This is a genomic window from Hyphomonas adhaerens MHS-3, from assembly GCF_000685235.1.
Classification (GTDB): domain Bacteria; phylum Pseudomonadota; class Alphaproteobacteria; order Caulobacterales; family Hyphomonadaceae; genus Hyphomonas; species Hyphomonas adhaerens.
The window spans coordinates 2,416,975-2,438,689 of record NZ_ARYH01000001.1 but is presented as its reverse complement, the minus strand read 5'-3'; the positions used below and the strand labels follow the sequence as shown (position 1 = coordinate 2,438,689).

Sequence of the window (21,715 nt, the reverse complement as noted above, 5' to 3'; positions counted from 1 at the left end):
TCGGCGTTTTGCGTTTTGGATAATGGTGCTGTCACTGGCGCACAGTCTTGTCCGGTTTTTTCTACCTGATAGGGTCCGCCACAATTGAGATAGTGGAGTATTTGATATGCGTGGATGGTTGATTGCCCTTGGTCTGGCCGTGTCCATGGGACCAGCTTTTGCCGAGGCCCCCGCGGGGCCGGAAACATCCGGAGCTGAAACCAGCAAGGCCGACATACCGGAAGCGAAAGTCTTCACGTCTGACCACAGCTTCAAACTCCGTGGCCAGACCATCAAATACAAAACGGTCGCCGGAGAGACTTATCTGCGGGATGAACAAGACGAGCCGATCGCTTCAATCTTTTCTGTCGCTTATGTCCAGGATGGTCTCAAAGATCCTGCCACGCGCCCCGTCACATTTGTTTTCAATGGCGGTCCCGGCTCTGCATCCCTCTGGCTTCACATGGGTGCGTTCGGACCGAAACAGGTCGTCACACCTTCGGACGCGCGCGGCGTTGGCGCCCCACCCTATACGATCCGCGACAATCAGAATTCGCTCCTTGATGTGAGCGATCTTGTCTTCATCGATCCGGTAGGCACAGGCTATTCCCGCCCGCTGGGCGACACCAAAGGCAAGGAATTCTACGGCGTCAACGAAGACGCAGAGAGCATCGCCGAATTTATCCGTGTCTGGCTGACCGAAAACGGCCGCTGGAACAGCCCGAAATTCCTGGCCGGAGAAAGCTACGGAACAACCCGCGCAGCGGCGCTCACCGAAAAGCTGCAAGGCGGCTGGAACGGCATCGGCCTGAATGGCGTGATCCTGATCTCCGCCATTCTCGACTTCCAGAATGCCCGCTTCGCCCCAGGCAATGACTCCGCCCATATAGCCTTCTTCCCGACCGAAGCGGCAATTGCCTGGTTTCACGGCAAGGCCAACAAGGCTAGGTGGAACAATGATTTCGAGGCCTTCGTGGCCGATGCCCGAAACTATGCAACCGACACGCTGGCACCTGCTCTGATACGCGGTTCCACGCTTACACCGGAACAGCAAAGCGCGATCGCCAACGATATGAGCGACTATCTGGGCGTCTCGGCGAAATGGATTGATCTGGCAAATCTGCGTGTCGATCCAACGCGGTACCGCAAGGAACTGTTGCGGAACGAAGGCTACACAATTGGCCGGTTCGACGGTCGCTATAAAGGCATCGATAGCGAAGGCACCTCAGACACGCCGGAGAACGATCCTTCCGGATACGGAATGGATACGGCCTATGTTGCCGCGATCAATGACTATCTGACCCGTGAACTGGATGTGGACTTCACACGTCCCTACAAAGTCCTGACCGGGGAGCCGGGCTCGCAGTGGAACTGGGACATGAATGAGCAGGGCTGGCCAGCCTATGTGAACGTCACCCCCTGGCTTGGCAAAGGGATGCGTGAAAATCCTGACTTGAAAGTGCTACTCGCCGCAGGCTGGTATGATCTCGCGACCCCGTTTTTCGGAGCGGAGATGGCTCTGCACAAGAATGGCGTCGTGCTCGACCGAGTCCAGTTCGATTACTACGACGCAGGCCACATGATGTATCTGAAGGAATCGGACGGCACGAAACTGTCGAACGATATACGCGGCTTCATCGAAGCCGGATACTAACCCAACCGGCGGAACTTACGCGCTTTTCCGGACGAGGGCCGTGTTCATACGCGCGCCCTCGACCACAACGACATCGCCATTGTGGATGATCTCTGAACCATCGACGACTTCAGCGCCCCAAACCGTGTCGCCAATCTTCACACGGCCCTGCCCGGCGTTCGTGAAGTCAGACGCCGCGACTCCGCGCTGACCGATCAGGCTCTCCATCCGCTTGTTAAGTGTTGGATGCTCGGGCGTTGACTTGCGCATGCCGGACAGGATCGTCCGGCCGAAAACGAACAGGGCAACAGCGGCAGCGCCAAAGAACAGGACCTGCCCTTGCCATGTTGCGAGGCTGTCGGGGGCAAGCCAGGCGAATACGGCCGTAATCCACGCCGCGATGGAGATCATCAGCAGGTCGAAGGTGCCGGTCATCATCTCGATCCCGAACAGAATCAAGCCAAGTGCCAGCCAATGCCAGACGGTGAGGTGGGTAAAGAGCTCTTCCAACATGGTATGCCTCCAAGAAGCAGGTCAGCCGTCCGTCGCCCCTGCGCTGGCCGGGGCAGCATAACCTCGAAACGCTATGTCCGCGTTGGCGGAACAGAACCTGATTGTACCTGAACATCCTTCGCGGCACCGGTCAGGCCCTTGATGCCTTCAATGGTGCCAATGATGCTGGAGAACTCCGCCGGAATGATGACCGTCTTCTGCTGGTTGGATGTCGCCAGTTTGCTGAAGGCTTCCACATAGGCCTGGCCGAGGAAGTAGTTGATCGCATTCACGTCGCCGCGCGCGATCGCTTCCGACACCATGGCCGTCGCCTTGGCTTCCGCTTCCGCTTCACGTTCGCGGGCTTCGGCATCGCGGAAGGCGGCTTCGCGGCGGCCCTCGGCTTCGAGGATCTGGGCCTGCTTCTGACCTTCGGCTTTCAGAATGGCCGACTGTTTGTCGCCTTCCGCCGTCAGGATTTCGGCGCGCTTCAGGCGTTCTGCCTTCATCTGGCGGGCCATGGCCTCGGTAATGTCTGCCGGCGGGCTGAGATCGGCGATCTCGATCCGCGTGACCTTCACACCCCATGGGTTCGTTGCTGCATCAATCACGCTTAGCAGGCGCGCATTGATGTCGTCGCGGTTCGACAGAACCTGGTCCAGGTCCATGGACCCGACCACCGTACGGATATTGGTCAGGGAGAGGTTCTGGATCGCGTGATGAAGATTGTTGACTTCATAGGCGGCCGAGACCGGGTCGATCACCTGAATGAAGACGATGGCATCGCAGGACACCATCGCATTGTCCTTCGTGATGACCTCCTGCTGAGGAACATCAAGGACCGTCTCCATCATGTTCATTTTCCGGCCGACCCGGTCGATAAACGGCGTGATGACGGACAAGCCGGGCGTCAGGGTCCTCGTGTAACGGCCGAACCGCTCGACCGTGAAATTGTAACCTTGAGGCACGAATTTGAATGCCGATACGAGGCCGATGATCGCCACCGCCAATACCAGCACGATCACCAGAAAATACGGATCCATGGGGTCCCTCTCCTTTTGTTACGCCCATAAAGGTGGGGAGGGTTTTCCGTTTTTCAATAAATATTCAATCAAAAACGGCGTGCTCGTCCCCAAGCACGCCGATCATGTACCAAATTGGTTAAGAGGCGTTATGCCTGATAAATCAAAGTTGTCCGAGCATGTAGTCAGCGCTGGAAACCTTGAATTCGCCGCCCTGCTCGACGTTTAGCTCGGAAACCACGCCATCCTTGACGATCATGGAGTAACGCTGCGAGCGCTGGCCCATTCCGAAACCAGATCCATCCATCTCAAGGCCAAGAGCTTTTGCGAACGTGCCATTGCCATCCGCCAGCATGCGCACCTTGCCATCCGCATCAGCGCTTTTGCCCCAGGCGCCCATGACGAACACATCATTCACGGACGTACAAACGACGTCATCGACACCTTTGCCTTTGAGGTCATCCAGTTTCTCGACAAAGCCCGGAAGGTGCTTTGCGGAACAAGTCGGCGTGAATGCCCCGGGAACAGCAAAGAGGGCGACGGTCTTGCCGCCAAATACGTCTGCCGTTGTGCACGGCGCGGGACCGTCTTCGGTCATTTCCATGAAAGTTGCGTCCGGAAGCTTATCGCCGACCTTGATGCTCATATGTATTTCTCCCTGCAGGTTTGACCAAGGACATAGGTCGCCTGGTGCTGCGAAGCAAGGAGTCCGGCCCTTGCCAAAGCGACCGGGATCGCCCAGCTTCATCGTTGAAGGATTTCCGCGCCCATGGATACAGACCTGACAGGCAAGCTCCTGATCGCCCTACCCGGGATTGGCGACACCCGTTTTGCGCGATCTGTCATCCTTGTTTGTGCGCATTCCCCGGAATTCGCGATGGGTATCGTGCTGAACAAGCCGATGGCGCATCTGCGCCTGCCCCAATTGTTCGAACAACTCGATGTGCCGATTGAAGCAGATGTGCCGGACACGTTCGTGCTGGATGGCGGCCCGGTGAGTTCCGACCGTGGATTCGTGCTGCACACCGACGATGTCTACAATGAAGGCGCCAGCCTGCCGGTCGAAGGCGACATCTGCATGACCGCCACGCGAGACATCCTGCATGCCATGGGGTCCGTCCAGCCACCCCGGCGCAGTGTGCTGGCGCTTGGCTATTCCGGCTGGGGCGCGGGCCAGTTGGAAGTGGAACTGGCCGAGAATGCCTGGCTGGTTTGTGACCTTGATCCCGAACTCATTTTCTCCAGCGCGCATGAGCGCAAATGGCGCCACGCGCTTGGCCGCCTCGGTATCGACAGCGCAAGATTGCAGGTTGATCCGGGAAACGCCTGACCCGAGCCCTGGTCAATAGCGCATGAAGCGGATCGCGGATTCGATATCCATAGGCCGCGCAAACGCAAATCCCTGCACATGATCGAAGCCGAGCGCGCGCAGCCGCGCTGCGTCTTCCTTGCGTTCAACCCCCTCCGCCGTGCTGGTCATGCCAAGGCGATTGGCAAGGAGCGTGATGGTTGAAAGGATTGTGTCCGTCCGGTGCTGGCCCAGCCGCCGGGTCAGGCCGTGGTCGATCTTGAGGCTATCCGCCGGAAGATCCGCCAGCCAGGCGAACGAAGAATGCCCGGTGCCGAAATCATCCAGAACCAGCCCCGCCCCCACGGCTTTCAATGCGAGGGCCGCCGACAAGGCAAAATCTGCGTCGCGCAGGGCAGCCTGTTCGGTCAACTCGATCTTCATCGAGCGTTCCGGCAAATTATAGCCGTTGATCAATGCCTCAACGAGCGCAGGCAACGTCCCGCGGGCGAGATCTCTCGCTGTCAGGTTGACCTGCATGAACAGGTCCTCGCGCCCTGTAATGTCGCGCAGCCGCGCCAGAGCTTCAGCGGATCGGATCAGCATGTTGGAGGCGAGCGCCTCATCCTCATATCGGCTGGGCGGCGACGTGAAGTCACCATCGTCCCAACGGGCCAGTGCCTCAAATCCGGCAACCTGCCCGTTGCGCAAAGACACAATTGGCTGGAAGACCGGCGCGAGGTCCGGCCCGGGCTTCAGGTCTGACGGGTCGATCTCCTGCAGATCATCTCCCGTCAGCAGCATGCCGCGCGCTTCCGTATCTCCGACAAACGCCCCGACAAGATGGACACCGCGCCCGCTCGACAGGCGGAGGTTGCAGCGTACAGGCCCCTCACCTGCGTCGAATGTCCGCTCCAGGCGTCCGCGGCTCAGGCCCTCGAGCATCTGTTCCAGCGCATCGATGGACCAGTCCCCGGACAGCTCAGAATAGGGAGACCCAGGCGGCACATCGATCACGAGGCGCTTGGCCGGGGCACTCCAGTGCCAGTTGCCCTGCGGGCTTATCTCGGAAGGTTGCGCCATGATGTTGTGAATCTAACGCTGCATCGTCGGCCTGACGAGAGCGAAAAGTACGTGGTCTTCACGCTTTCCCGCAATCTCGAGATAATCGCGGGCATATCCTTCCCGTTCGAAACCGACTTTCGCGAGGACCCGCTGAGACCGTTTATTGGTTGGCAAGGTACCCGCTTCGATACGCCAAAGGTCAAGAATCTGGAACGCCCAGGTACAAATCGTGCCTACGGCTTCATGCATGTATCCGTTGCCTTGATGGTCCGCCCCGATCCAGTAGCCGAGATTGGCGGCCTGGGCCGGCCAGCCACGTACATTGGTAAGCGAAACGCCTCCGATGAGCCGGTTGTCGGTTTGACGGCGGATCAGGAAGACGTGCGCCCGGCCATTACGCCAACTGCTGTGCCAGGCCTTCAGGCGCCGGCTCCAGTCCGCCTTGCTGTGCACATCGCTTGGCCAGACAGGTTCCCAGGGCTCCAGATGCGTCCGGCTGCGCTCCCGCAAATCTGCCCACTCCGCAAAATCGGCCCGGAACGGCGGCGCGAGCACCAGCCGCTCCGTCGTTACCAGCGTTTCGCGCAAGGGCGGCAACATTCTACCGGCTCCGCCCCACATGCTGCTCGATGCGCGCGCGGACAGCGGCAATGGATGCCTCAGTCCGCTCAAACACTTCGTCGTGTTGGTAGAGCGCTTCCGCCCGCGCGGGCATCACAGGCTTGCGCCCGGTCGCCTCTTCCACAGTTTCAGGAAACTTGGCCGCCGCCGCAGTGGCGAGAACTACCGTTTTGACATCGGCGTCAGGCAGACGGCGAGCGTGGAAGGTTCCGACCGCTGTATGCGGACAAATCTGCCACCCTGTCTCCTGTTCGAAACGCGCCATCTCCCCCATAGTCTCGTCATTGCTGACAGAGGCGGCCGACAGGCCAGAGCATTTCAGGCGTGAGACAGCCTCTTCCGGCAAAGGCGCTTCGCCAGCCTGCTTGTAGGTATCGTATGTGGTGCGGACGGCATCGGCATCACGCCCGGTCATTTCAAACAGCAGCCGTTCGAAGTTGGACGGCACGGAAATATCCATAGCCGGGCTCGGCGTCGCGACCGCCGAGGCGCGGGACATCACGCCGGTATTGAACAGGCGGGCGAGCGCATCGTTCGCGTTCACCGCACACACCGCTTCGAATCCACCACTCAGAAGACCGCAGCGCGCAGCCACATACCCCGCCAGCGCATCACCCATGTTTCCGCTGGGCACGACAAAGCGGAGCGCGCCGCCAAGCGCCGCCTGCACTGTCGCGTAATAGACCGACTGCGCTGCCACCCGGGCCCAGTTAATGGAATTGACGCCAGACAGATTCACCCGGTTTACAAATTCCCGGTCACCGAACATGTCTTTCACGATCGCCTGACAGTCATCGAAATCGCCATCAAGCGCCAGGTTCACGATATTCGACGCGCCGGTCGTGGTCATGAACATCCGCTGCACCGGCGAAATCCGCCCATGCGGATGCAGGATCACGAGATCAGTATTCTTTGCGCCGGCAAACGCGGCTGCTGCTGCGCCCCCTGTGTCACCAGAGGTCGCGCAGACAATCATCATACGCTGTCCGGATTTATCGAGGAGATAGTCGTAGATCTGCGCGATGATCTGCATCGCGATATCCTTGAACGCCAGCGTCGGGCCATGATGCAATTCCATCAGCCATGCATCCTGACGCCACTGGGTCAGCGGAGCGACGCATTGGTGCGCGAAGCTGCCATATGCCCGCGCGCAAAGCGGTTTCAGGTCGTCCAGCGGAATCGCATCGCCCGTGAAAGCGGAAAGAATGCGCGCGGCGACTTCATGATAGGTTTCGCCCTTTGCAGGGGGATCAATCTGCGGAAAACTTTCCGGCACATACAGCCCGCCGTCCGGCGCCAGGCCAGCCAGGCACGCGCCGGCAAAGTCAGTAGACGGAGCCTGGCCCCGGGTAGAGATATACTTCACGATTTGCCCTCGTTCCGGAACCTGAGACGTCCCTTCTGGTGATGAAAGGCGAGATATACGCCGATAAGCGCCATGGCCAGCCCCCACCAGGTGATCGCATACCCAAAATGCCGTTGTGGTGGCAATTCGTCATCCAGGCGCAGACGCGCATAGGGATTGTCGATCAGATAGGGGCCGCTTTCGGAGACGAAACGGATGACCTCCGGCTCGAATACTTCCAGCTTCACGCGCGAAGCCGGTTCATCCGGGAGAAGCGACGCGAACTCTGCAGGGTCCAGGACATAGAAGACACGATTTGCCTTGTCGTCTGCGGCGGTGAAGGCGTTGCGCTTGAAGGCTGGCTTATAGACCCCTCTGGCTGACAACCGGCCCGCCGGACAGTGTTCACCCTCACAAACGCCTGGAGGGTCGATTTGCTGGACGATTTCGATTGGCGTGTAGACCACAGCCTCACCCGTATCGACGGCGACCACGCGCATCCAACCCGATTGCCCTTCCACAAAATAGTAGGAAAGAATTTCGCTGCCGGGCACGATCTCACCGTCCAGAACGGTCCAGTCCGGCGTCTGCCGGTCAAGCGCCATTTTCTCTGTGAAACGGCCATACTGCCAGTTGCCAAGCCAGATCAGGATGCCGAGGCTGATCAGCGTCAGTACGGTCATCACGGGATACGGACGAAAAGTCATCTTCGACCCTTTCAGCCGCAGGGAACGGCCCTGCCCGAATAAGCAGAGCCCGCCGGGCGATTGCGCGCCGGCGGGCCCCTGGAAAGTCAGCGCGTCGTTTGCGCGGCCGTCTAGTGCCCGGCACCCAGCGCGAGGTAGGGCGTCACGTAGACGAAGGCGAACAGGAACAGCCAGACGACGTCAACGAAGTGCCAGTACCAAGCGGCAAATTCAAAGCCGAGATGTTTCTTGGCCGACATGCCGCCCATAAGCAGGCGAAGCAGGCACACGATCAGGAACAACGTACCGATCACAACGTGTGCGCCGTGGAAGCCGGTGGCCATGAAGAAGGCCGAACCATACAGCGTGCCATCGAAGCTGAATTGAGCGTGGCTGTACTCGAACACCTGCAGCGCGGTGAAGGCCATGCCGAGCAGGATAGTAACCAGAAGGCCCAGTTTTGCGCCGGACCGGTCATCATGCTGCAGCGCGTGGTGCGCCCAGGTCACAGTCGTACCGGACAGCAGCAGGATCAGTGTGTTGATCAGCGGCAGATGAAACGGGTCGAAGGTTTCGACGCCAACCGGCGGCCAATCACTGAATTTCGACAGAGCGTCCGCGAACAGCGGATTGGCTGCGTCCCAGGTTTCACCGACGCGGGCGCCGTGGAAAATGGCAAATTCGAAGAAGCTCCAGAACCAGCCGACGAAGAACATCACTTCAGAAGCGATAAACAAAATCATGCCGTAGCGGAGACCAATGGAAACAACCGGCGTATGGTCGCCGATCTTGCCTTCCTTGATGACTTCGCGCCACCAGCCGATCATGACCCAGCCGACCATGGCAAAACCGAGGGCCAGAAGCCACACGGTTCCCTTTTCCATGCCGAAAAGGCCTTTCATGAAATTGACGCCGCCAAGCGCCAGAACCAGTACCGACAACGAGCCGAGCAGCGGCCACGGTGACGGGTTGACCAGATGATAATCGTGTTTGACTTCGCCGTGAGCCATGTCTGGCGGACCCCTTGATTTATATCCCTAGAATCTCTGAGCTGTTTAGACCGCTCCGGACCGAAAGTGCAACAGTTTCAGCCGCCCGTGGCTGAATTCGCCGCACCTAAAGCCGCTTGGGTCTTGGGCCCATTGTATTTCGAACTTTCATAGAAAGTGTAGCTGAGCGTAATCGTCTCCAGCTGGTCTGCCACATGGTCATCCACCATATCTGGCGAGATGAAGTACACCACGGGCAGTTTCTTGGTCTCGTGAGGCGCAATCACCCGCTCATCGAAACAGAAACACTCCAGCTTGTTGAAGTATTTGCCGGAATAATGCGGCGTCACATTATACGCCGCAATAACGTGAATTTCTTCGTCGGTCGGATTGGACACCTCGAAAAACGCCAGGCCATGCTGACCGATTTTCACATCTTCGGAGCGCTGTAATGGGCGGAATTCCAACGGTACGTCGGCCACATTCGTATCGAAACGCACGGTGATGGTCTGATCGACAATCTCCTTCGGCGCCGATGTGGCGATTCTGGTGGTACCACCGTATCCGGTCACCCGGCAGAAGGTGCCGTACAGCGGCTTCGCGGCAAATCCGAGGCCCAGCATGGCCGTGAAGACCGCCAGCGAAATGCCGGCGACTTTGGCGTTCGACAGTCTCATTGCTCGGGTGTCTCCTCTTCCACGATGATCTCCTCCGAAACCTCAGGATCCACCGATAGAACCTCTGGCGGCGCGGCCTGATCCGGCGACATTCCCGGCGGAAGCGCCGGCGTTTCTTCCTGCCCGGTCTGATTCATATTGTAATAGAAGTTGGCCTGATTGTCCTGCGACCCGCTGAGGCGCACGAAAGTGGTGAGCCCCACGAGAAAGACAAAGCCCAGCAACGCCAGCCCCAACCACAGATTTCGCCGCTTTTGGGCCGTGCGCGCCGCAGCGTCCAGATGCGCGGGCTCCGGGAAACTTTCCTCACCCGGTTTCAGATCCTCATTGCTCATTTACAGGACTCCGACAGGAAAATGCAGTCCGGCCGCGTGCTCTACGATCAGAGCCGCGAAGACGAGGAACAGATAAAGGATCGAAAACAGGAACATGCTGCGTGCCAGCTTCTGGTCTGCCCCCGAGGCCCCATTGTCTCCGGCATGCGAGCGCCAGACACGCACCGCAAAATACAGGAAGGCGAGGTTCAACACGCCTGTCACGACGCCATAGACCCAGCCGCCAAGCCCGGTCACCAACGGCGCCATGGAAACTGCCGCCAGTACAAATGTATAGATCAGCATCTGCAGCCGGGTGGCTTTCGCACCATGCGTCACCGGCAGCATCGGCACGCCTGCTTTTTCATATTCCGAATGGGCCAGCAGGCTCAGCGCCCAGAAATGCGGTGGGGTCCAGAAGAAGGTGATGGCGAAAAGGATCCACGCATCAAGTGGCGTATTGCCCGTTACGGCCGCCCAGCCGATCACCGGCGGAAAGGCCCCGGCTCCACCGCCGATAACAATGTTCTGCGGCGTCGAACGCTTCAGCCACATCGTGTAAATGACGCCGTAGTAGAAGATCGAAAATGCGAGCAACGCAGCTGCCAGCCAGTTCGACGCAAGCCACATGAGCAGAACGGACACGCCGCTCATGATCATGCCCATTGCAATTGCCTCTTCACGCGGCACAGCTCCGGACGGGATCGGCCGCGTGGACGTTCGCGTCATCACCTGGTCGATATCGGAATCGTACCACATGTTGATCGCGCCCGCCGCGCCGGACCCAAGCGCCACGGCAAGCACGGCGATCGCTGCCATGACTGGATTCATTGACTGACCGGTCACGCCGGTGGCCGCAATCAGACCCGCCACTGCGGTGAACACGACCAGCATCATGATGCGCGGCTTGAGCAGCTGCACATAGTCGCCAGCAGTGCCGTAGCGCTTTTCTGGAGTGGCGGGGGCGTCGGTCATTTCAGGTCCGGTTGCTCTGTTAATGGTATGGGTGTGGAAGTCAGTGCTGTCAGCGCGACAATTGGGTCATTGAGGCCAAATACCGCCCTATTCCTTATCAAACTTGCGGTTCATGCGCCATTCGAGTGCCAGGTAAGTGGCTTCCGCAATCATGAAGGCGATCGGCACCAGGATCAGGCTGATCAGATCCGTCGAGGTCCCGGACAGCTTTTGCATGACGTCGAAAATGCCTGCGAACACGATGCCGACAAGACCGGAATTGACGATCACCAATTTACGGCTTGGCTTTGTCCGCAGCAGGCCCTTCGGCTGGCGCCAGAGAACCCACAAACCAATACTTCCGGCGATCAGCGCCACGACGGAGACTGTAATCGCAATATCCGGATCGATGGTCCGCACCTTGTCGAACATGCGGTCCACGGCCGGATTGCGCGGCAGAAACACCACGATGAAGGCATACATGCCAATCACGATGGGCAGGCGCATGTTCAACGTTTCACGTCCTTCTTTCCGGGACTTCCGAATGCGAACGGCCTCTCGTGGGACGAGAGGCCGCTGCGATTGAGTATCTCAAGCGGTGAGTTAGTGACCGCCCTTGGCCGTAACGTGCGGCAGTTCATTGTACTGGTGGAACGGCGGCGGCGACGGCAGCGTCCATTCCAGCGTCGTGGCACCTTCGCCCCACGGATTGGCCACACCCTTGCGACGGCGGATCAGGGCTTCAGCCAAACCGATGAAGAAGACCAGCGTGGCAACCATGGTGATGGCGTAACCGATCGAAGAGATGTGGTGCCAGGTGGCAAAGCCGTCGGCATAGTCGATGTAGCGGCGCGGCATGCCCTGCAGGCCCAGGAAGTGCTGCGGGAAGAACAGGACGTTGGAGCCGATGAACATCAGCCAGAAATGCAGGCCGCCAAGGAAACCATTGTACTTGATGCCGAACATTTTCTCGAACCAGTAGTACCAGCCTGCGAAGAGACCGAACACAGCGCCGAGCGACAGCACGTAGTGGAAGTGCGCCACCACGTAATAAGTGTCGTGCAGCGAGTGGTCGATGCCCGCATTGGCAAGCACAACCCCTGTGACCCCGCCAACTGTGAAGAGCGCGATGAAGCCAATGGCCCAGAGCATCGGGACCTTGAATTCGATCGAACCGCCCCACATCGTGGCGATCCACGAGAAGATCTTGATCCCCGTCGGAACGGCGATGACCATCGTCGCGGCAACGAAATAGGCTTTCAGGTCCACATCCATACCGACCGTGTACATGTGGTGCGCCCACACGACGAAGCCAATGACGCCGATCGACACCATGGCGTAGGCCATGCCGAGATAACCGAAGATCGGTTTCTTGGAGAAGGTCGACACGATGTGGCTGATGATGCCGAAGGCCGGCAGGATCATGATGTAGACTTCCGGGTGACCGAAGAACCAGAACAGGTGCTGGAACATGACCGGGTCACCGCCACCGGCCGGGTTGAAGAACTGGGAACCGAAGTTCCGGTCCGTCAACAGCATGGTCAGCGCAGCAGCGAGCACCGGAAGTGACAGCAGAAGCAGGACAGCCGTTACGAGCACACCCCAGGCGAACAGCGGCATCTTGTGCAGGGTCATGCCCGGCGCGCGCATGTTCAGGATGGTCACGATGAAGTTGATGGCACCCAGGATCGACGCGATACCGGCAGTGTGGAGCGAAAGGATCAAGACATCCATTGCAGGACCGGGGTGACCGGTCGTCGAGGACAGCGGCGGGTAAAGCACCCAACCACCTGCAAAGCCATTGCCCGCCGAACCGCCCGGGATCGTCATCGAGATGCAAGCCAGGACGAAAGCAGCAACGGTCAGCCAGAACGAGATGTTGTTCATCCGCGGGAACGCCATGTCAGGCGCGCCGATCATCAGAGGCACGAACCAGTTGCCGAAGCCGCCGATCAGGGCCGGCATGACCATGAAGAAGATCATGATCAGGCCGTGATAGGTGATGACCATGTTGTAGAAATGCTTGGCATTCTGAATCGCCACGTCGCCTTCACCGGCAACGAAGCGCGTCAGCACGCCGATACCCGGCTCGGCAAGTTCCCAGCGGATCAGGCCGGAAAGCGTGTATCCCACGATCCCCGCGATCATCGCGAAGATCAGGTACAGCGTACCGATATCCTTGTGGTTGGTGGAAAACAGCCAACGCGTGAAGAAACCAGGCTTGTGGTCATGATCGTCGTGGGCGTGGTCGAGGGCGACTTCATCCATGGGCATGGGACGTACTCTTCTCTCTCGGGTTATTCAGTGATCGCGGCGAGTTGGGTCGCCGGTTCAACGGAAGCGATGTTCTGCACCGAAGCGGCCGCAGCATCATAGTCGCCGGCCAGCATCAGCTGCGCCCAACGATCGAATTGTTCCTGCGGCACGACCCGGACTTCGATCGGCATGAAAGCATGGTTCACACCGCACAGTTCCGAGCACTGGCCGTAATAGGTGCCGGGCTCGTCAACGAGGAACCAGCCTTCGTTCAGGCGGCCCGGAACGGCATCCGTCTTGATACCGAAGGCCGGCACGGCGAACGAGTGGATCACGTCGGCAGCGGCGGTATAGTAACGGACGTAGCGGCCAACCGGCACGACCATCGGATAGTCGACGGACAGGTTGCGAACGCCTTCCTTGGAATCGGTCGACAGGCCGACCTGAAGCGGGTTCGACACGAACTCCAGCGGGTAGCCGGCGTCATCAGTGATATCCGGATAGGTATAAGTCCAGTTCCACTGGTTACCCTGCGCCTTGACGTTCACGAAGCCCTGGGCAGCCGCCTCGGGATTGTATTCCTTCGTGAAGCGCTCGTACTCGCCCGACTTGCCGTCAGCGAGCAACTTGTTCGCCTTGTCCTGAACCTGCTGCAGGTTCGGCGGAACGTCCTGATAGTAAAGGTTCGGGAAGGACTGGCTGGCAATGGCCACAAGGATCAGCGCCGGAACGACGGTCCAGATCACCTCGATCAGCGTATTGTGGCTGAACTTCCGTGGTGTTGGATTTGACCGCTTATTGTGGCGCAGCATCACGTACGCCAGCAGAAGCAGAACGAAAATCGTAATGGGAATAATGATCCACAGCAGGAAGGTGTGGAAGTGGTGAATACGCTCGGCAATACGCGTCGCGGCGGGCTGGAAGCCCAGAGCGCCATCACGCGGAATGGCAGCAAAAGCCGGAGCGGCGAACAACGCTGCGCTAAGAGCGGCAAGAAGGTGTCGCACGAAGGAATCCTCGTCTCGTTGGAATCTCTGCTCCTGTATCTACAATACGTACTAGCCGCAACCTACCTCTTTCCGCGCTCAATATTGTCGCAGCCTGTCGTCGCCTCGCCTCGTCGGTGATAAAATGATATGGTAAATTCCCGTAATTCGGAGGCTACCATGATCCGATCTGCCCTGCTTGCCGCCAGCTTACTTGCTATCGCTGCGCCCACTGCGTCCGCTCAAGTGTCCGTCATCGGCGGCGGAATCGCCAGCGACTGCTACGAAGCGGCCCTGTACGGCCGTGTTTCGCCTCAGGAAGGCGAGCGAATCTGCACCAAGGCCATTCAGGCCGAAATGATGAAATTGGAGAACCGGGCGGCGACCTACACGAATCGCGGCGTGCTGCGCATGCGGGCGGGCGATTATGACGGCGCCCTGTCCGACTACGGCACCGCCAAGAAGATGAAACCCGAGCTCGGCGCCGTTTGGCTGAACGAGGGAGCGGCCTATATTTTCCTCAAGGATTTCGACTCAGCCCTGGTCTCACTGAACAAGGCAATCGAACTCGACAGCCAGGAACTCTATGCCGCCTATTACAACCGGGCCATCGCGCGTGAAAACACCGGAGATCTGGTCGGCGCCTATTCGGACTTCCAGAAAACCCTGGAACTCAATCCGGAATTCGAACGCGCCAAATGGCAACTCACCCGCTTCACCGTGACCAACTGAAGGGCTGGTTCCTGGAAACCACACGTTCGCCTCTTGCCGCCTACGCTGCGGACGCGCATCTAGTCTGAATGACAGAAAACGCCCTTCCCTTCGATCTCCGCCAAGCCACCGAAATTCTTGCCGACGCCGTGCGCGGCGGTGACGACGGCGACTTGTATGTCGAACGCTCCCGTTCTGAGAGCTTTGTTTTTGACGATGGCCGGCTGAAATCTGCCGCCTTCGACACAGATCAGGGCTTTGGCCTGCGCGTTGTCGCTGGAGAAGCACAGGGGTCTGGCTATGCCTCGGAACTGTCCCTGGATGCGATCCGCAGGGCCGCCTCAACGGCATCAGAAGCCAAACGCGGCTATTCCGGAAAGCTCGCCGCCAGTCCCGTTCCGACCAATCGCCGCCTCTATCAGCCGATTGACCCAACGGCCGCGCCTGACTTTTCCATGAAAACCGGCCTTCTGGCCGAAATAGACGCCTGGGCCCGGGCAAGTGATCCGCGAGTCGTGCAAGTCTCGGTGTCCCTCTCAGGCAGCCATACGGAAGTTGACATCCTGCGCCCGGACGGCGCGGCCTTCTCGGACATCCGCCCGCTGGTCCGCCTGAACGTCTCGGTGACGCTGGAAGAAAATGGCCGCCGCGAATCGGCAGGTACCGGGGCCGGAGGACGGGCGGCTTATGACGAGTGGATCCGGCCCGAACGGTGGCAGGACATGGTCCGCCGGGCCATCCGGAAGGCATCGGTGAACCTGCAATCCATTGCGACGCCCGCCGGCGAGATGGAAGTTGTGCTCGGCCCGGGCTGGCCAGCCGTCCTGCTGCACGAGGCCGTGGGCCACGGCCTGGAAGGCGACTTCAACCGCAAAGGCACAAGTGTGTACGCAGGCCGGATCGGCGAACAGGTCGCCGCGAAAGGCGTGACGGTCATTGATGACGGTTCGATTGAGGCCCGGCGCGGCTCGCTGTCCTTCGACGATGAAGGCACACCGACCCAGCGGACCATTCTGATCGAAGACGGAATTCTGAAGGGCTATATGCAGGACCGTCTGAATGCGCGCCTGATGGGCCAGCAACCGACAGGCAACGGCCGGCGCGAAAGCTACGAGGCCCAGACCATGCCGCGCATGACCAATACGGTGATGCTGGGAGGTGACAAGGATCCGGAGGAGATCGTGTCATCGATCAAGCGCGGCCTGTGGGCAGTGGATTTCGGCGGCGGTCAGGTGGACATCACCTCCGGCAATTTCGTCTTCCAGTGTACCGAGGCCTATCTGGTTGAGAACGGCAAGGTGATCGCACCTGTGAAGAATGCCACCCTGATCGGACATGGCCCGACCGTGCTGCAGGATGTCACCATGATCGGCAATGACTTTGCCATGGATGACGGCGTCGGCATGTGCGGCAAGGCCGGACAATCGATCCCGGTGGGCGTTGGGCAGCCAACCCTGAAGGTTGGTGCGCTTACAGTCGGCGGTGCAGGCTAAAATTGCTGTAACAACCGGGGCTGGGACTTGAAGCCCCGGAATCATTTTGTCACTTTCTGGCCACAATCGGGCAGAGGGACACGGCGTGATTCGTCCGTGTGTCCGATAAGTAGAGGACGGTGATACGATGCGATTCCTGATTGGAGCCCTGCTCGGGGCCACATTCATGACAGCTCCTGCGTGCGCAGATCCCGGCGCCCTGCCGGCGGATTCCGCCTGGCAAATGGTACAGCGGGGCGACATCGTGGTTCTCGATGTCCGGACCCCGACGGAGTGGGCCATGACCGGCCTGCCCCGCGACAGCCATGGCATCAATGTGAAGGACCGGGATTTCATTGCCCAGGCGCGTGGCGCCGTTCTGGGGGATCTTGAACAGCCGATCGCTGTGATCTGCCGGAGCGGAAAACGCTCCAGAGAAGCCGCCAGCGTGCTTGAAAAGGCTGGCTTCACACACGTCTTCGACATTCGCGAAGGCATGGTGGGCAATGACGACAGCGGCGATGGCTGGCTGAAGCGCGGCCTGCCCACTGATCCGTTCATCCCGCCTTACAAATAGGCTTCGATTCCCGGCACCCGCCGTTGGGCCAGGCGGACGATTACGAAAAAGGGCGGCCCGGTTTTTGGCGCCGCCCTTTCATGTTCACACTGCAAAGGGTCGTCAGAACATCTCGTCAGAGACCATAGAGGATTCCGCCGGCAGCTCGCTTCCCTTCATCCAGCTTTTGATGATCGGCGAGATGATCAGCATCAACACACCAATTCCCATCGCGACAAAGCCGACATTGGAATAGACGCTGACATAAGTCGCTTTGGCGGCTGCCACGTCGGTGATCTGGCCGCCGATCGTCTCGGCGCCGGTTGTGCGGGCGATCACGCCCGCGAGATAGTTCGACAGTCCCGAATACAGGAACCAGGCTCCCATCGTCATGCCGACCACACGCGCAGGCGCCAGTTTCGTCACAGCGGACAGACCGACTGGCGACACCATCAGTTCCCCCATCGTGTGGACCCAATAGATCAGGAAAATGAAGCCAACCGCAGTCATCCCGGCGCCGGACATGCCTATCCCTCCGACGAGCGAAAGGAAGCCAAGGCCAGCCAGGAAAACGCCAATTGCAAATTTGACCGGTGTCGACGGTTCCAATTTGCGTTTTGCCAGTGCGATCCACATCCACGCAAAGATCGGTGCAAAAAGGACGATGTAGCCAGCATTCAGGAACTGGAAGACCGGTGTCGGAACATTGATGCCGAACATCTCCTTGTTGACCAGACGATCAGTGAACAGGGTCAATGAGGAGCCAGCCTGTTCGAACAGGGCCCAGAACGGAATCTGCGCCAAAACAAAGTATATTGCCGCAAACATGCGCTTGCGTTCACTGCCGTGAAGCTGAACGAACGCATAGATCACCAGTCCCAGGAAGATGACGATACCCAGAGAGCCAACGAACCAGTCCGGAATAACTTCCGCGTTCATCACCAGCAGCATGGCAACCGCAATGACGACGGCGCCGGCAAGATAACAGGCTGCTTCGACAGTGATTGGCCCCAGGAACGACTTCTTCAGGGCTTCCGGATTGGGTGGCTCGGCTTTACCATCAAGGAATTTCTGTCCCCAGAGGAACACAAGCAATCCGGCCAGCATGCCGATTCCGGCGAGTCCGAAACCATAACTCCAGCCCCATACAATCCCGATGATGCCGCAAGTCAGCGACGAAATCAGAGAGCCGAGATTAATCCCCATGTAGAACAGGCTGAATCCTGAATCCCGGCGCGGATCGTCAAACTCGTAGATTGCGCCAACAATGGTGGAAATGTTTGCCTTCAAATAGCCGACACCAGCGATGATGAAGGCCAGCGAAAGATACAGGATGTTGGTATAGAGCTGCTGTCGCTCGATACGGGTCGTGTAATCATCCTTGGCGATCTGCTGATAAACAGATGCGGTCGGCTCTTTCGCGGTGTCCGCAGTTTCGAGGATCTGCAGGTCCCCCGTTCCCTGCTCGAACACGACCCTGCGGCTCTCTCCATCCATGTCCACGAAGAGCTGGCGGTTGTCGCCGCGCCCTTCATGCTGGATTTCTATTTCCGCGCCGTTGGTGACAACATATTCCTTTGAGCCCTCCCCTTCGAACGCCATTCCAAAATGGCCAAGGCACAGCAGGATGGCGCCGAAAGTCACCGCCTTGCGCTGTCCGAGATAACGGTCAGCCAGGGTGCCGCCGATAATCGTCATCACGTAAACAAGCGCTGTGTAAGCGCCGTACATGATCGAGGATTTCTCATCCGAGAAAAGGAAATGCTGGGTCAGGTACAACACCAGCAGGCCACGCATTCCGTAGTACGAAAAACGCTCCCACATCTCTGTCAGGAACAGGATCGCCAATCCTTTTGGATGGCCAAAAAAAGACGTGTCGCGGCCCTTGCCCGCTTCACCCGACGCAGCGATATCAGTCACGCGTTCAACTCCCCGGAAGTTCTATGATCTGGTAGTATGACCACGCAAGCGCAGTGGTCTCAAGGCAGTATGTGCCAAATCATACCCGGAACCGGGGAAGGCTTTGCCCTAATACGCCTTTTCCGTGAAAACATGGCGCACATCGCGGTTCCAGGCGCCGTAATAGCGCTCCAGCAGGCGTTCGGCGGGCGTTTTGCCGGAACGGGCAATCTCATCGAGCTCAGACAGGTAGCCCGTCTCGTTGTCGCCGGATGCGGAGAGATTGTTACGATTGCTGAGTCCGATACGGGCAAGGTCCAGCATTTCCATAGCCAGGTCCTGCATTGTGGCCCCGCCCGGAATCGGCGTCCTGAGACCGAGTGTCCGCACCGACTGGCGCATTGCCTCACGCTCTGCCGCCGTCCACAACTTCACACGGTCCCACGCCGCGTCGAGGCAGGTCGGGCAGTAGAGCAATCCCACCCAGAAAGCCGAGAAAGCACACAAGTGTGACCACGGTCCGGCATCGGACCCGCGCATCTCCAGGAACCGCTTCAGGCGCACTTCCGGGAAGATGGTGGAAAGGTGATCAACGAAGTCATCGAGCGCTGGCCGCTCGCCTGGCAGGATTTCAAGCTTGCCGTCCATGAAATCCCGGAAATTGAGACCGCTGGCATCCAGGTATTTTCCGCCCCGGCGCACGAAGTACATCGGCACGTCGAGGGCATAATCGACATAACGTTCGAAGCCCATGCCGTCCTCGAAAACGAACGGCAGCATGCCCGTCCGGTCCGGGTCGGTGTCCGTCCAGATCTGCGACCGGTAGGACAGGAAACCGTTCGGCCGGCCTTCCATGAAGGGCGAATTGGCAAACAGCGCCGTGCCCAGCGGCTGCAGCGCGAGGGCCACACGGAATTTCTTCACCATGTCCGCTTCGGATTCGAAATCCAGATTGGTCTGCACGGTGCAGGTCCGGAACATCATCTGGCGGCCAAGGCGTCCGACCTTGTCCATATACTCCATCATGATCTTGTAGCGGCCTTTCGGCATCACCGGCGTCTCGGCAAGACTCCACAGCGGGCTCGCGCCAAGGCCGAGAAATGCAATCCCCAGCGGATCGGCAATCTCGCGTACTTCCTCGAGGTGCCGGCCGACTTCAGTACATGTCTGGTGGATCGTCTCCAGCGGTGCACCGGACAGTTCGAACTGGCCGCCCGGCTCAAGCGACACGCTGGCGCCGTCACGCTGCAATCCGATCAGTTTGCCGCCTTCCACAATGGGATCCCAGCCGAACCGGTCCCGCAAGCCTTCCAGCATGGCCAGCACGGAGGCCTTCCCGTCATAGGGGAGCGGCGCGAGATTCTCGCGCAGGAAGCCGAACTTTTCGTGTTCAGTCCCGATGCGCCAGTCTGCTGCCGGTTTGTTCCCGGCCTCAAGATACTCGACGAGTTCATGCTTTCCCGCGATGCGCGGGGAGGTTTCGTCGATGTCCGACGTTGGCGTGGTCATCCCAAACCCCCTGTTGCGAACCAGAATGAAGCTTGCAGATAAGGTTGTTTCTCTTGAACGCCAACCGCGTTATTCTCACGAATTAGTTTAAGTTGAGAGTCCGCAGATGACCAAGATGACAACCGATGAACGCGACGACCTGAAAATGTGGGCGCGTCTGCACGTTCGTGGCGGCTATGAGCCGCTGGAGGAGATCGAGGAAATCCTGCTGGATTACGCACAGGATTTTCGCAGCCCGCTCACCGACCGCGACCGCCAGATCGAGGTGCGCAACGCCCTCGTCCACGCCGTGTCCGCACTGGTACAGGATCAGGAGGCGTGGCCAATTCTCACCGATTACGACCGTCTCGCCCTCGCCTTCGACATGCTGGAAGATGAAGACATTGTCGCCCGCCAGCATTTTACCTGCTGCGGCACGTGCGGCGCTGCCGAAATCGGCATCGAGATGGATGACTTTCAGGACCTCTCCAACCGCGAACCGAAGGGGTATGTCTTTTTCCACCAGCAGGATACGGAAAGCGCCGTGGAAAGCGGTAGCCTGTATATCAGCTACGGCGCCGCCGACGCGACCGCCTCACCAGAAGACAATGTGGCCATCGGCCAGCGCCTGCACGATACGCTGCTATCGGTTGGGCTGAAGCCGGTCTGGGACGGCAAGATCAATCACCGCGTCGGCCTCGCCATCGACTGGAAACGCCGCTGGGAAGGCGCCAGGCCGAAACCGATCAAGCGCTGGTTTTACTGAGCCAGGCCGGTTTTCTACTTAAAATGCCGGATCAGCGCGTCGGATACAGGGCTGAATTCATAATGCCTGTCGCAATCTGAAGCGGTCTTGAGCGTTCCAACAATCATTTCAGGAGTCATCGAATACTCCGTCATCAGCCCTTCAAACGACGTCATCGCCATGAACGCGTAAATTGTGTCGACATCGGCAGGCGTCATGCTGGGATCCGCCTCGACCAGTTCGAGCATCTTTGCTTCACGTGCCAAGAAGTCGAACGCTTCGAACTCGTTGATTTGCCGTTTTCGGATAGTCCATGGCGCCAACGCTTCGCTCCGCAGCTCGTTCAGTTGCCGGTATATCGCCGCGCAGCCGACAGGATTTGCTTCGTCTTCCGCATAAGCCGGCGCCGAAGTCAGGCACAGAAGGCCAGCCAGCACCCCCCCGGACATAATGGCCCGCTTCCAATCCAGTTTCATGGCTGTTCCCCCACGTTTCTTGCCCTTCAGAAAAAGTATTGGTCTCCCCGCGTCAAGACAG

General features: G+C 59.0%; 23 protein-coding genes. 6 read left to right on the top strand and 17 right to left on the bottom strand.

The window, feature by feature from the left end; all coding sequences use genetic code 11:
• Nucleotides 1–106 precede the first annotated feature (106 nt).
• Complete coding sequence (locus HAD_RS11760; protein WP_035571209.1) at nucleotides 107–1,633, top strand: S10 family peptidase; 1,527 nt, start codon at nucleotides 107–109, stop codon at nucleotides 1,631–1,633.
• Nucleotides 1,634–1,648: 15 nt separating this feature from the next.
• Here HAD_RS11760 and HAD_RS11755 read toward each other — a convergent pair whose 3' ends face one another.
• From HAD_RS11755 to HAD_RS11745, 3 genes are all read right to left on the bottom strand, one after another.
• The gene (locus tag HAD_RS11755) at nucleotides 1,649–2,125 is read right to left on the bottom strand and encodes an NfeD family protein (protein WP_051596180.1); all 477 of its coding nucleotides are present in this window, start codon (nucleotides 2,123–2,125) and stop codon (nucleotides 1,649–1,651) included.
• 71 nt (nucleotides 2,126–2,196) lie between these two features.
• Nucleotides 2,197–3,147 carry an SPFH domain-containing protein gene (locus tag HAD_RS11750; protein ID WP_035571207.1) on the bottom strand — a complete coding sequence of 317 codons (951 nt, stop codon included), beginning with the start codon at nucleotides 3,145–3,147 and terminating at the stop codon, nucleotides 2,197–2,199.
• 142 nt (nucleotides 3,148–3,289) lie between these two features.
• Entirely contained in the window at nucleotides 3,290–3,772 is a 483-nt protein-coding gene (locus tag HAD_RS11745) for a peroxiredoxin (protein WP_035571206.1), read from the bottom strand.
• Nucleotides 3,773–3,895: 123 nt separating this feature from the next.
• On the opposite strand from HAD_RS11745, the gene HAD_RS11740 reads away from it, so the two are divergent.
• Nucleotides 3,896–4,456, top strand: a complete 561-nt coding sequence (locus HAD_RS11740; RefSeq protein WP_035571203.1) for a YqgE/AlgH family protein — start codon at nucleotides 3,896–3,898, stop codon at nucleotides 4,454–4,456.
• A gap of 12 nt (nucleotides 4,457–4,468) precedes the next feature.
• On the opposite strand, the gene HAD_RS11735 is transcribed toward HAD_RS11740, so the two are convergent.
• The 11 genes from HAD_RS11735 to coxB form a co-directional block, all read right to left on the bottom strand.
• Complete coding sequence (locus HAD_RS11735; RefSeq protein ID WP_051596179.1) at nucleotides 4,469–5,497, bottom strand: EAL domain-containing protein; 1,029 nt, start codon at nucleotides 5,495–5,497, stop codon at nucleotides 4,469–4,471.
• A gap of 12 nt (nucleotides 5,498–5,509) precedes the next feature.
• Nucleotides 5,510–6,079: a GNAT family N-acetyltransferase gene (locus HAD_RS11730; protein ID WP_035571202.1), complete on the bottom strand. Its 570-nt coding sequence runs from the start codon at nucleotides 6,077–6,079 to the stop codon at nucleotides 5,510–5,512.
• Between the two features lies 1 nt (nucleotide 6,080).
• Nucleotides 6,081–7,466 carry a threonine synthase gene (gene thrC / locus HAD_RS11725; RefSeq protein ID WP_035571200.1) on the bottom strand — a complete coding sequence of 462 codons (1,386 nt, stop codon included), beginning with the start codon at nucleotides 7,464–7,466 and terminating at the stop codon, nucleotides 6,081–6,083.
• The gene (locus tag HAD_RS11720; RefSeq protein WP_084331908.1) at nucleotides 7,463–8,152 is read right to left on the bottom strand and encodes an SURF1 family cytochrome oxidase biogenesis protein; all 690 of its coding nucleotides are present in this window, start codon (nucleotides 8,150–8,152) and stop codon (nucleotides 7,463–7,465) included. Before HAD_RS11720 ends, thrC begins: the two co-directional genes overlap by 4 nt.
• Before the next feature lie 110 nt (nucleotides 8,153–8,262).
• Complete coding sequence (locus HAD_RS11715) at nucleotides 8,263–9,141, bottom strand: cytochrome c oxidase subunit 3 (protein ID WP_035571196.1); 879 nt, start codon at nucleotides 9,139–9,141, stop codon at nucleotides 8,263–8,265.
• A 77-nt stretch (nucleotides 9,142–9,218) separates the two neighbouring features.
• Nucleotides 9,219–9,797, bottom strand: coding sequence for a cytochrome c oxidase assembly protein (locus HAD_RS11710; protein WP_035571195.1), 579 nt, complete (start codon nucleotides 9,795–9,797; stop codon nucleotides 9,219–9,221).
• The gene (locus HAD_RS11705) at nucleotides 9,794–10,132 is read right to left on the bottom strand and encodes a hypothetical protein (protein WP_035571193.1); all 339 of its coding nucleotides are present in this window, start codon (nucleotides 10,130–10,132) and stop codon (nucleotides 9,794–9,796) included. The genes HAD_RS11710 and HAD_RS11705 overlap by 4 nt, the downstream gene beginning before the upstream one ends.
• A complete protein-coding gene (cyoE, locus tag HAD_RS11700) occupies nucleotides 10,133–11,086 on the bottom strand; it encodes a heme o synthase (protein ID WP_035571192.1) in 954 nt (317 codons plus the stop codon).
• An 87-nt stretch (nucleotides 11,087–11,173) separates the two neighbouring features.
• Nucleotides 11,174–11,572, bottom strand: a complete 399-nt coding sequence (locus HAD_RS11695) for a hypothetical protein (protein ID WP_035571190.1) — start codon at nucleotides 11,570–11,572, stop codon at nucleotides 11,174–11,176.
• A gap of 96 nt (nucleotides 11,573–11,668) precedes the next feature.
• On the bottom strand, nucleotides 11,669–13,339 hold the full coding sequence (gene ctaD / locus HAD_RS11690; protein WP_035571188.1) for a cytochrome c oxidase subunit I: 1,671 nt from the start codon (nucleotides 13,337–13,339) through the stop codon (nucleotides 11,669–11,671).
• A gap of 23 nt (nucleotides 13,340–13,362) precedes the next feature.
• A complete protein-coding gene (gene coxB / locus HAD_RS11685) occupies nucleotides 13,363–14,328 on the bottom strand; it encodes a cytochrome c oxidase subunit II (RefSeq protein WP_035571187.1) in 966 nt (321 codons plus the stop codon).
• Nucleotides 14,329–14,487: 159 nt separating this feature from the next.
• Here coxB and HAD_RS11680 point away from each other — a divergent pair, with 159 nt between their 5' ends.
• The 3 genes from HAD_RS11680 to HAD_RS11670 all read left to right on the top strand — a co-directional run bounded on the left by HAD_RS11680 (nucleotide 14,488) and on the right by HAD_RS11670 (nucleotide 17,067).
• Entirely contained in the window at nucleotides 14,488–15,039 is a 552-nt protein-coding gene (locus HAD_RS11680; RefSeq protein WP_035571185.1) for a tetratricopeptide repeat protein, read from the top strand.
• Nucleotides 15,040–15,107: 68 nt separating this feature from the next.
• The gene (gene tldD, locus HAD_RS11675) at nucleotides 15,108–16,511 is read left to right on the top strand and encodes a metalloprotease TldD (RefSeq protein ID WP_035571184.1); all 1,404 of its coding nucleotides are present in this window, start codon (nucleotides 15,108–15,110) and stop codon (nucleotides 16,509–16,511) included.
• Between the two features lie 127 nt (nucleotides 16,512–16,638).
• Nucleotides 16,639–17,067 carry a rhodanese-like domain-containing protein gene (locus HAD_RS11670; protein ID WP_035571183.1) on the top strand — a complete coding sequence of 143 codons (429 nt, stop codon included), beginning with the start codon at nucleotides 16,639–16,641 and terminating at the stop codon, nucleotides 17,065–17,067.
• Between the two features lie 102 nt (nucleotides 17,068–17,169).
• Here HAD_RS11670 and HAD_RS11665 read toward each other — a convergent pair whose 3' ends face one another.
• Together HAD_RS11665 and HAD_RS11660 are read right to left on the bottom strand one after the other, a co-directional pair.
• Nucleotides 17,170–18,966 (bottom strand): peptide MFS transporter, encoded by a 1,797-nt coding sequence (locus HAD_RS11665; protein WP_241765349.1) that lies wholly within the window; start codon nucleotides 18,964–18,966, stop codon nucleotides 17,170–17,172.
• Between the two features lie 108 nt (nucleotides 18,967–19,074).
• Entirely contained in the window at nucleotides 19,075–20,454 is a 1,380-nt protein-coding gene (locus tag HAD_RS11660) for a glutamate--cysteine ligase (protein WP_035571182.1), read from the bottom strand.
• A 106-nt stretch (nucleotides 20,455–20,560) separates the two neighbouring features.
• Here HAD_RS11660 and HAD_RS11655 point away from each other — a divergent pair, with 106 nt between their 5' ends.
• The gene (locus HAD_RS11655; protein ID WP_051596178.1) at nucleotides 20,561–21,199 is read left to right on the top strand and encodes a DUF6891 domain-containing protein; all 639 of its coding nucleotides are present in this window, start codon (nucleotides 20,561–20,563) and stop codon (nucleotides 21,197–21,199) included.
• Nucleotides 21,200–21,213: 14 nt separating this feature from the next.
• Here HAD_RS11655 and HAD_RS11650 read toward each other — a convergent pair whose 3' ends face one another.
• A complete protein-coding gene (locus HAD_RS11650) occupies nucleotides 21,214–21,654 on the bottom strand; it encodes a hypothetical protein (protein ID WP_035571180.1) in 441 nt (146 codons plus the stop codon).
• Between the last annotated feature and the right edge of the window lie 61 nt (nucleotides 21,655–21,715).

Bases quoted from the DNA above. Each gene is read 5' to 3' on its own strand.
- HAD_RS11760 (WP_035571209.1), top strand. From the start codon at position 107: ATGCGTGGATGGTTGATTGCCCTTGGTCTGGCCGTGTCCATGGGACCA.
- HAD_RS11755 (WP_051596180.1), bottom strand. From the start codon at position 2,125: ATGTTGGAAGAGCTCTTTACCCACCTCACCGTCTGGCATTGGCTGGCA.
- HAD_RS11750 (WP_035571207.1), bottom strand. From the start codon at position 3,147: ATGGATCCGTATTTTCTGGTGATCGTGCTGGTATTGGCGGTGGCGATC.
- HAD_RS11745 (WP_035571206.1), bottom strand. From the start codon at position 3,772: ATGAGCATCAAGGTCGGCGATAAGCTTCCGGACGCAACTTTCATGGAA.
- HAD_RS11740 (WP_035571203.1), top strand. From the start codon at position 3,896: ATGGATACAGACCTGACAGGCAAGCTCCTGATCGCCCTACCCGGGATT.
- HAD_RS11735 (WP_051596179.1), bottom strand. From the start codon at position 5,497: ATGGCGCAACCTTCCGAGATAAGCCCGCAGGGCAACTGGCACTGGAGT.
- HAD_RS11730 (WP_035571202.1), bottom strand. From the start codon at position 6,079: ATGTTGCCGCCCTTGCGCGAAACGCTGGTAACGACGGAGCGGCTGGTG.
- HAD_RS11720 (WP_084331908.1), bottom strand. From the start codon at position 8,152: ATGACTTTTCGTCCGTATCCCGTGATGACCGTACTGACGCTGATCAGC.
- HAD_RS11715 (WP_035571196.1), bottom strand. From the start codon at position 9,141: ATGGCTCACGGCGAAGTCAAACACGATTATCATCTGGTCAACCCGTCA.
- HAD_RS11710 (WP_035571195.1), bottom strand. From the start codon at position 9,797: ATGAGACTGTCGAACGCCAAAGTCGCCGGCATTTCGCTGGCGGTCTTC.
- HAD_RS11705 (WP_035571193.1), bottom strand. From the start codon at position 10,132: ATGAGCAATGAGGATCTGAAACCGGGTGAGGAAAGTTTCCCGGAGCCC.
- cyoE (WP_035571192.1), bottom strand. From the start codon at position 11,086: ATGACCGACGCCCCCGCCACTCCAGAAAAGCGCTACGGCACTGCTGGC.
- HAD_RS11695 (WP_035571190.1), bottom strand. From the start codon at position 11,572: ATGCGCCTGCCCATCGTGATTGGCATGTATGCCTTCATCGTGGTGTTT.
- ctaD (WP_035571188.1), bottom strand. From the start codon at position 13,339: ATGCCCATGGATGAAGTCGCCCTCGACCACGCCCACGACGATCATGAC.
- HAD_RS11680 (WP_035571185.1), top strand. From the start codon at position 14,488: ATGATCCGATCTGCCCTGCTTGCCGCCAGCTTACTTGCTATCGCTGCG.
- tldD (WP_035571184.1), top strand. From the start codon at position 15,108: ATGACAGAAAACGCCCTTCCCTTCGATCTCCGCCAAGCCACCGAAATT.
- HAD_RS11670 (WP_035571183.1), top strand. From the start codon at position 16,639: ATGCGATTCCTGATTGGAGCCCTGCTCGGGGCCACATTCATGACAGCT.
- HAD_RS11660 (WP_035571182.1), bottom strand. From the start codon at position 20,454: ATGACCACGCCAACGTCGGACATCGACGAAACCTCCCCGCGCATCGCG.
- HAD_RS11655 (WP_051596178.1), top strand. From the start codon at position 20,561: ATGACCAAGATGACAACCGATGAACGCGACGACCTGAAAATGTGGGCG.
- HAD_RS11650 (WP_035571180.1), bottom strand. From the start codon at position 21,654: ATGAAACTGGATTGGAAGCGGGCCATTATGTCCGGGGGGGTGCTGGCT.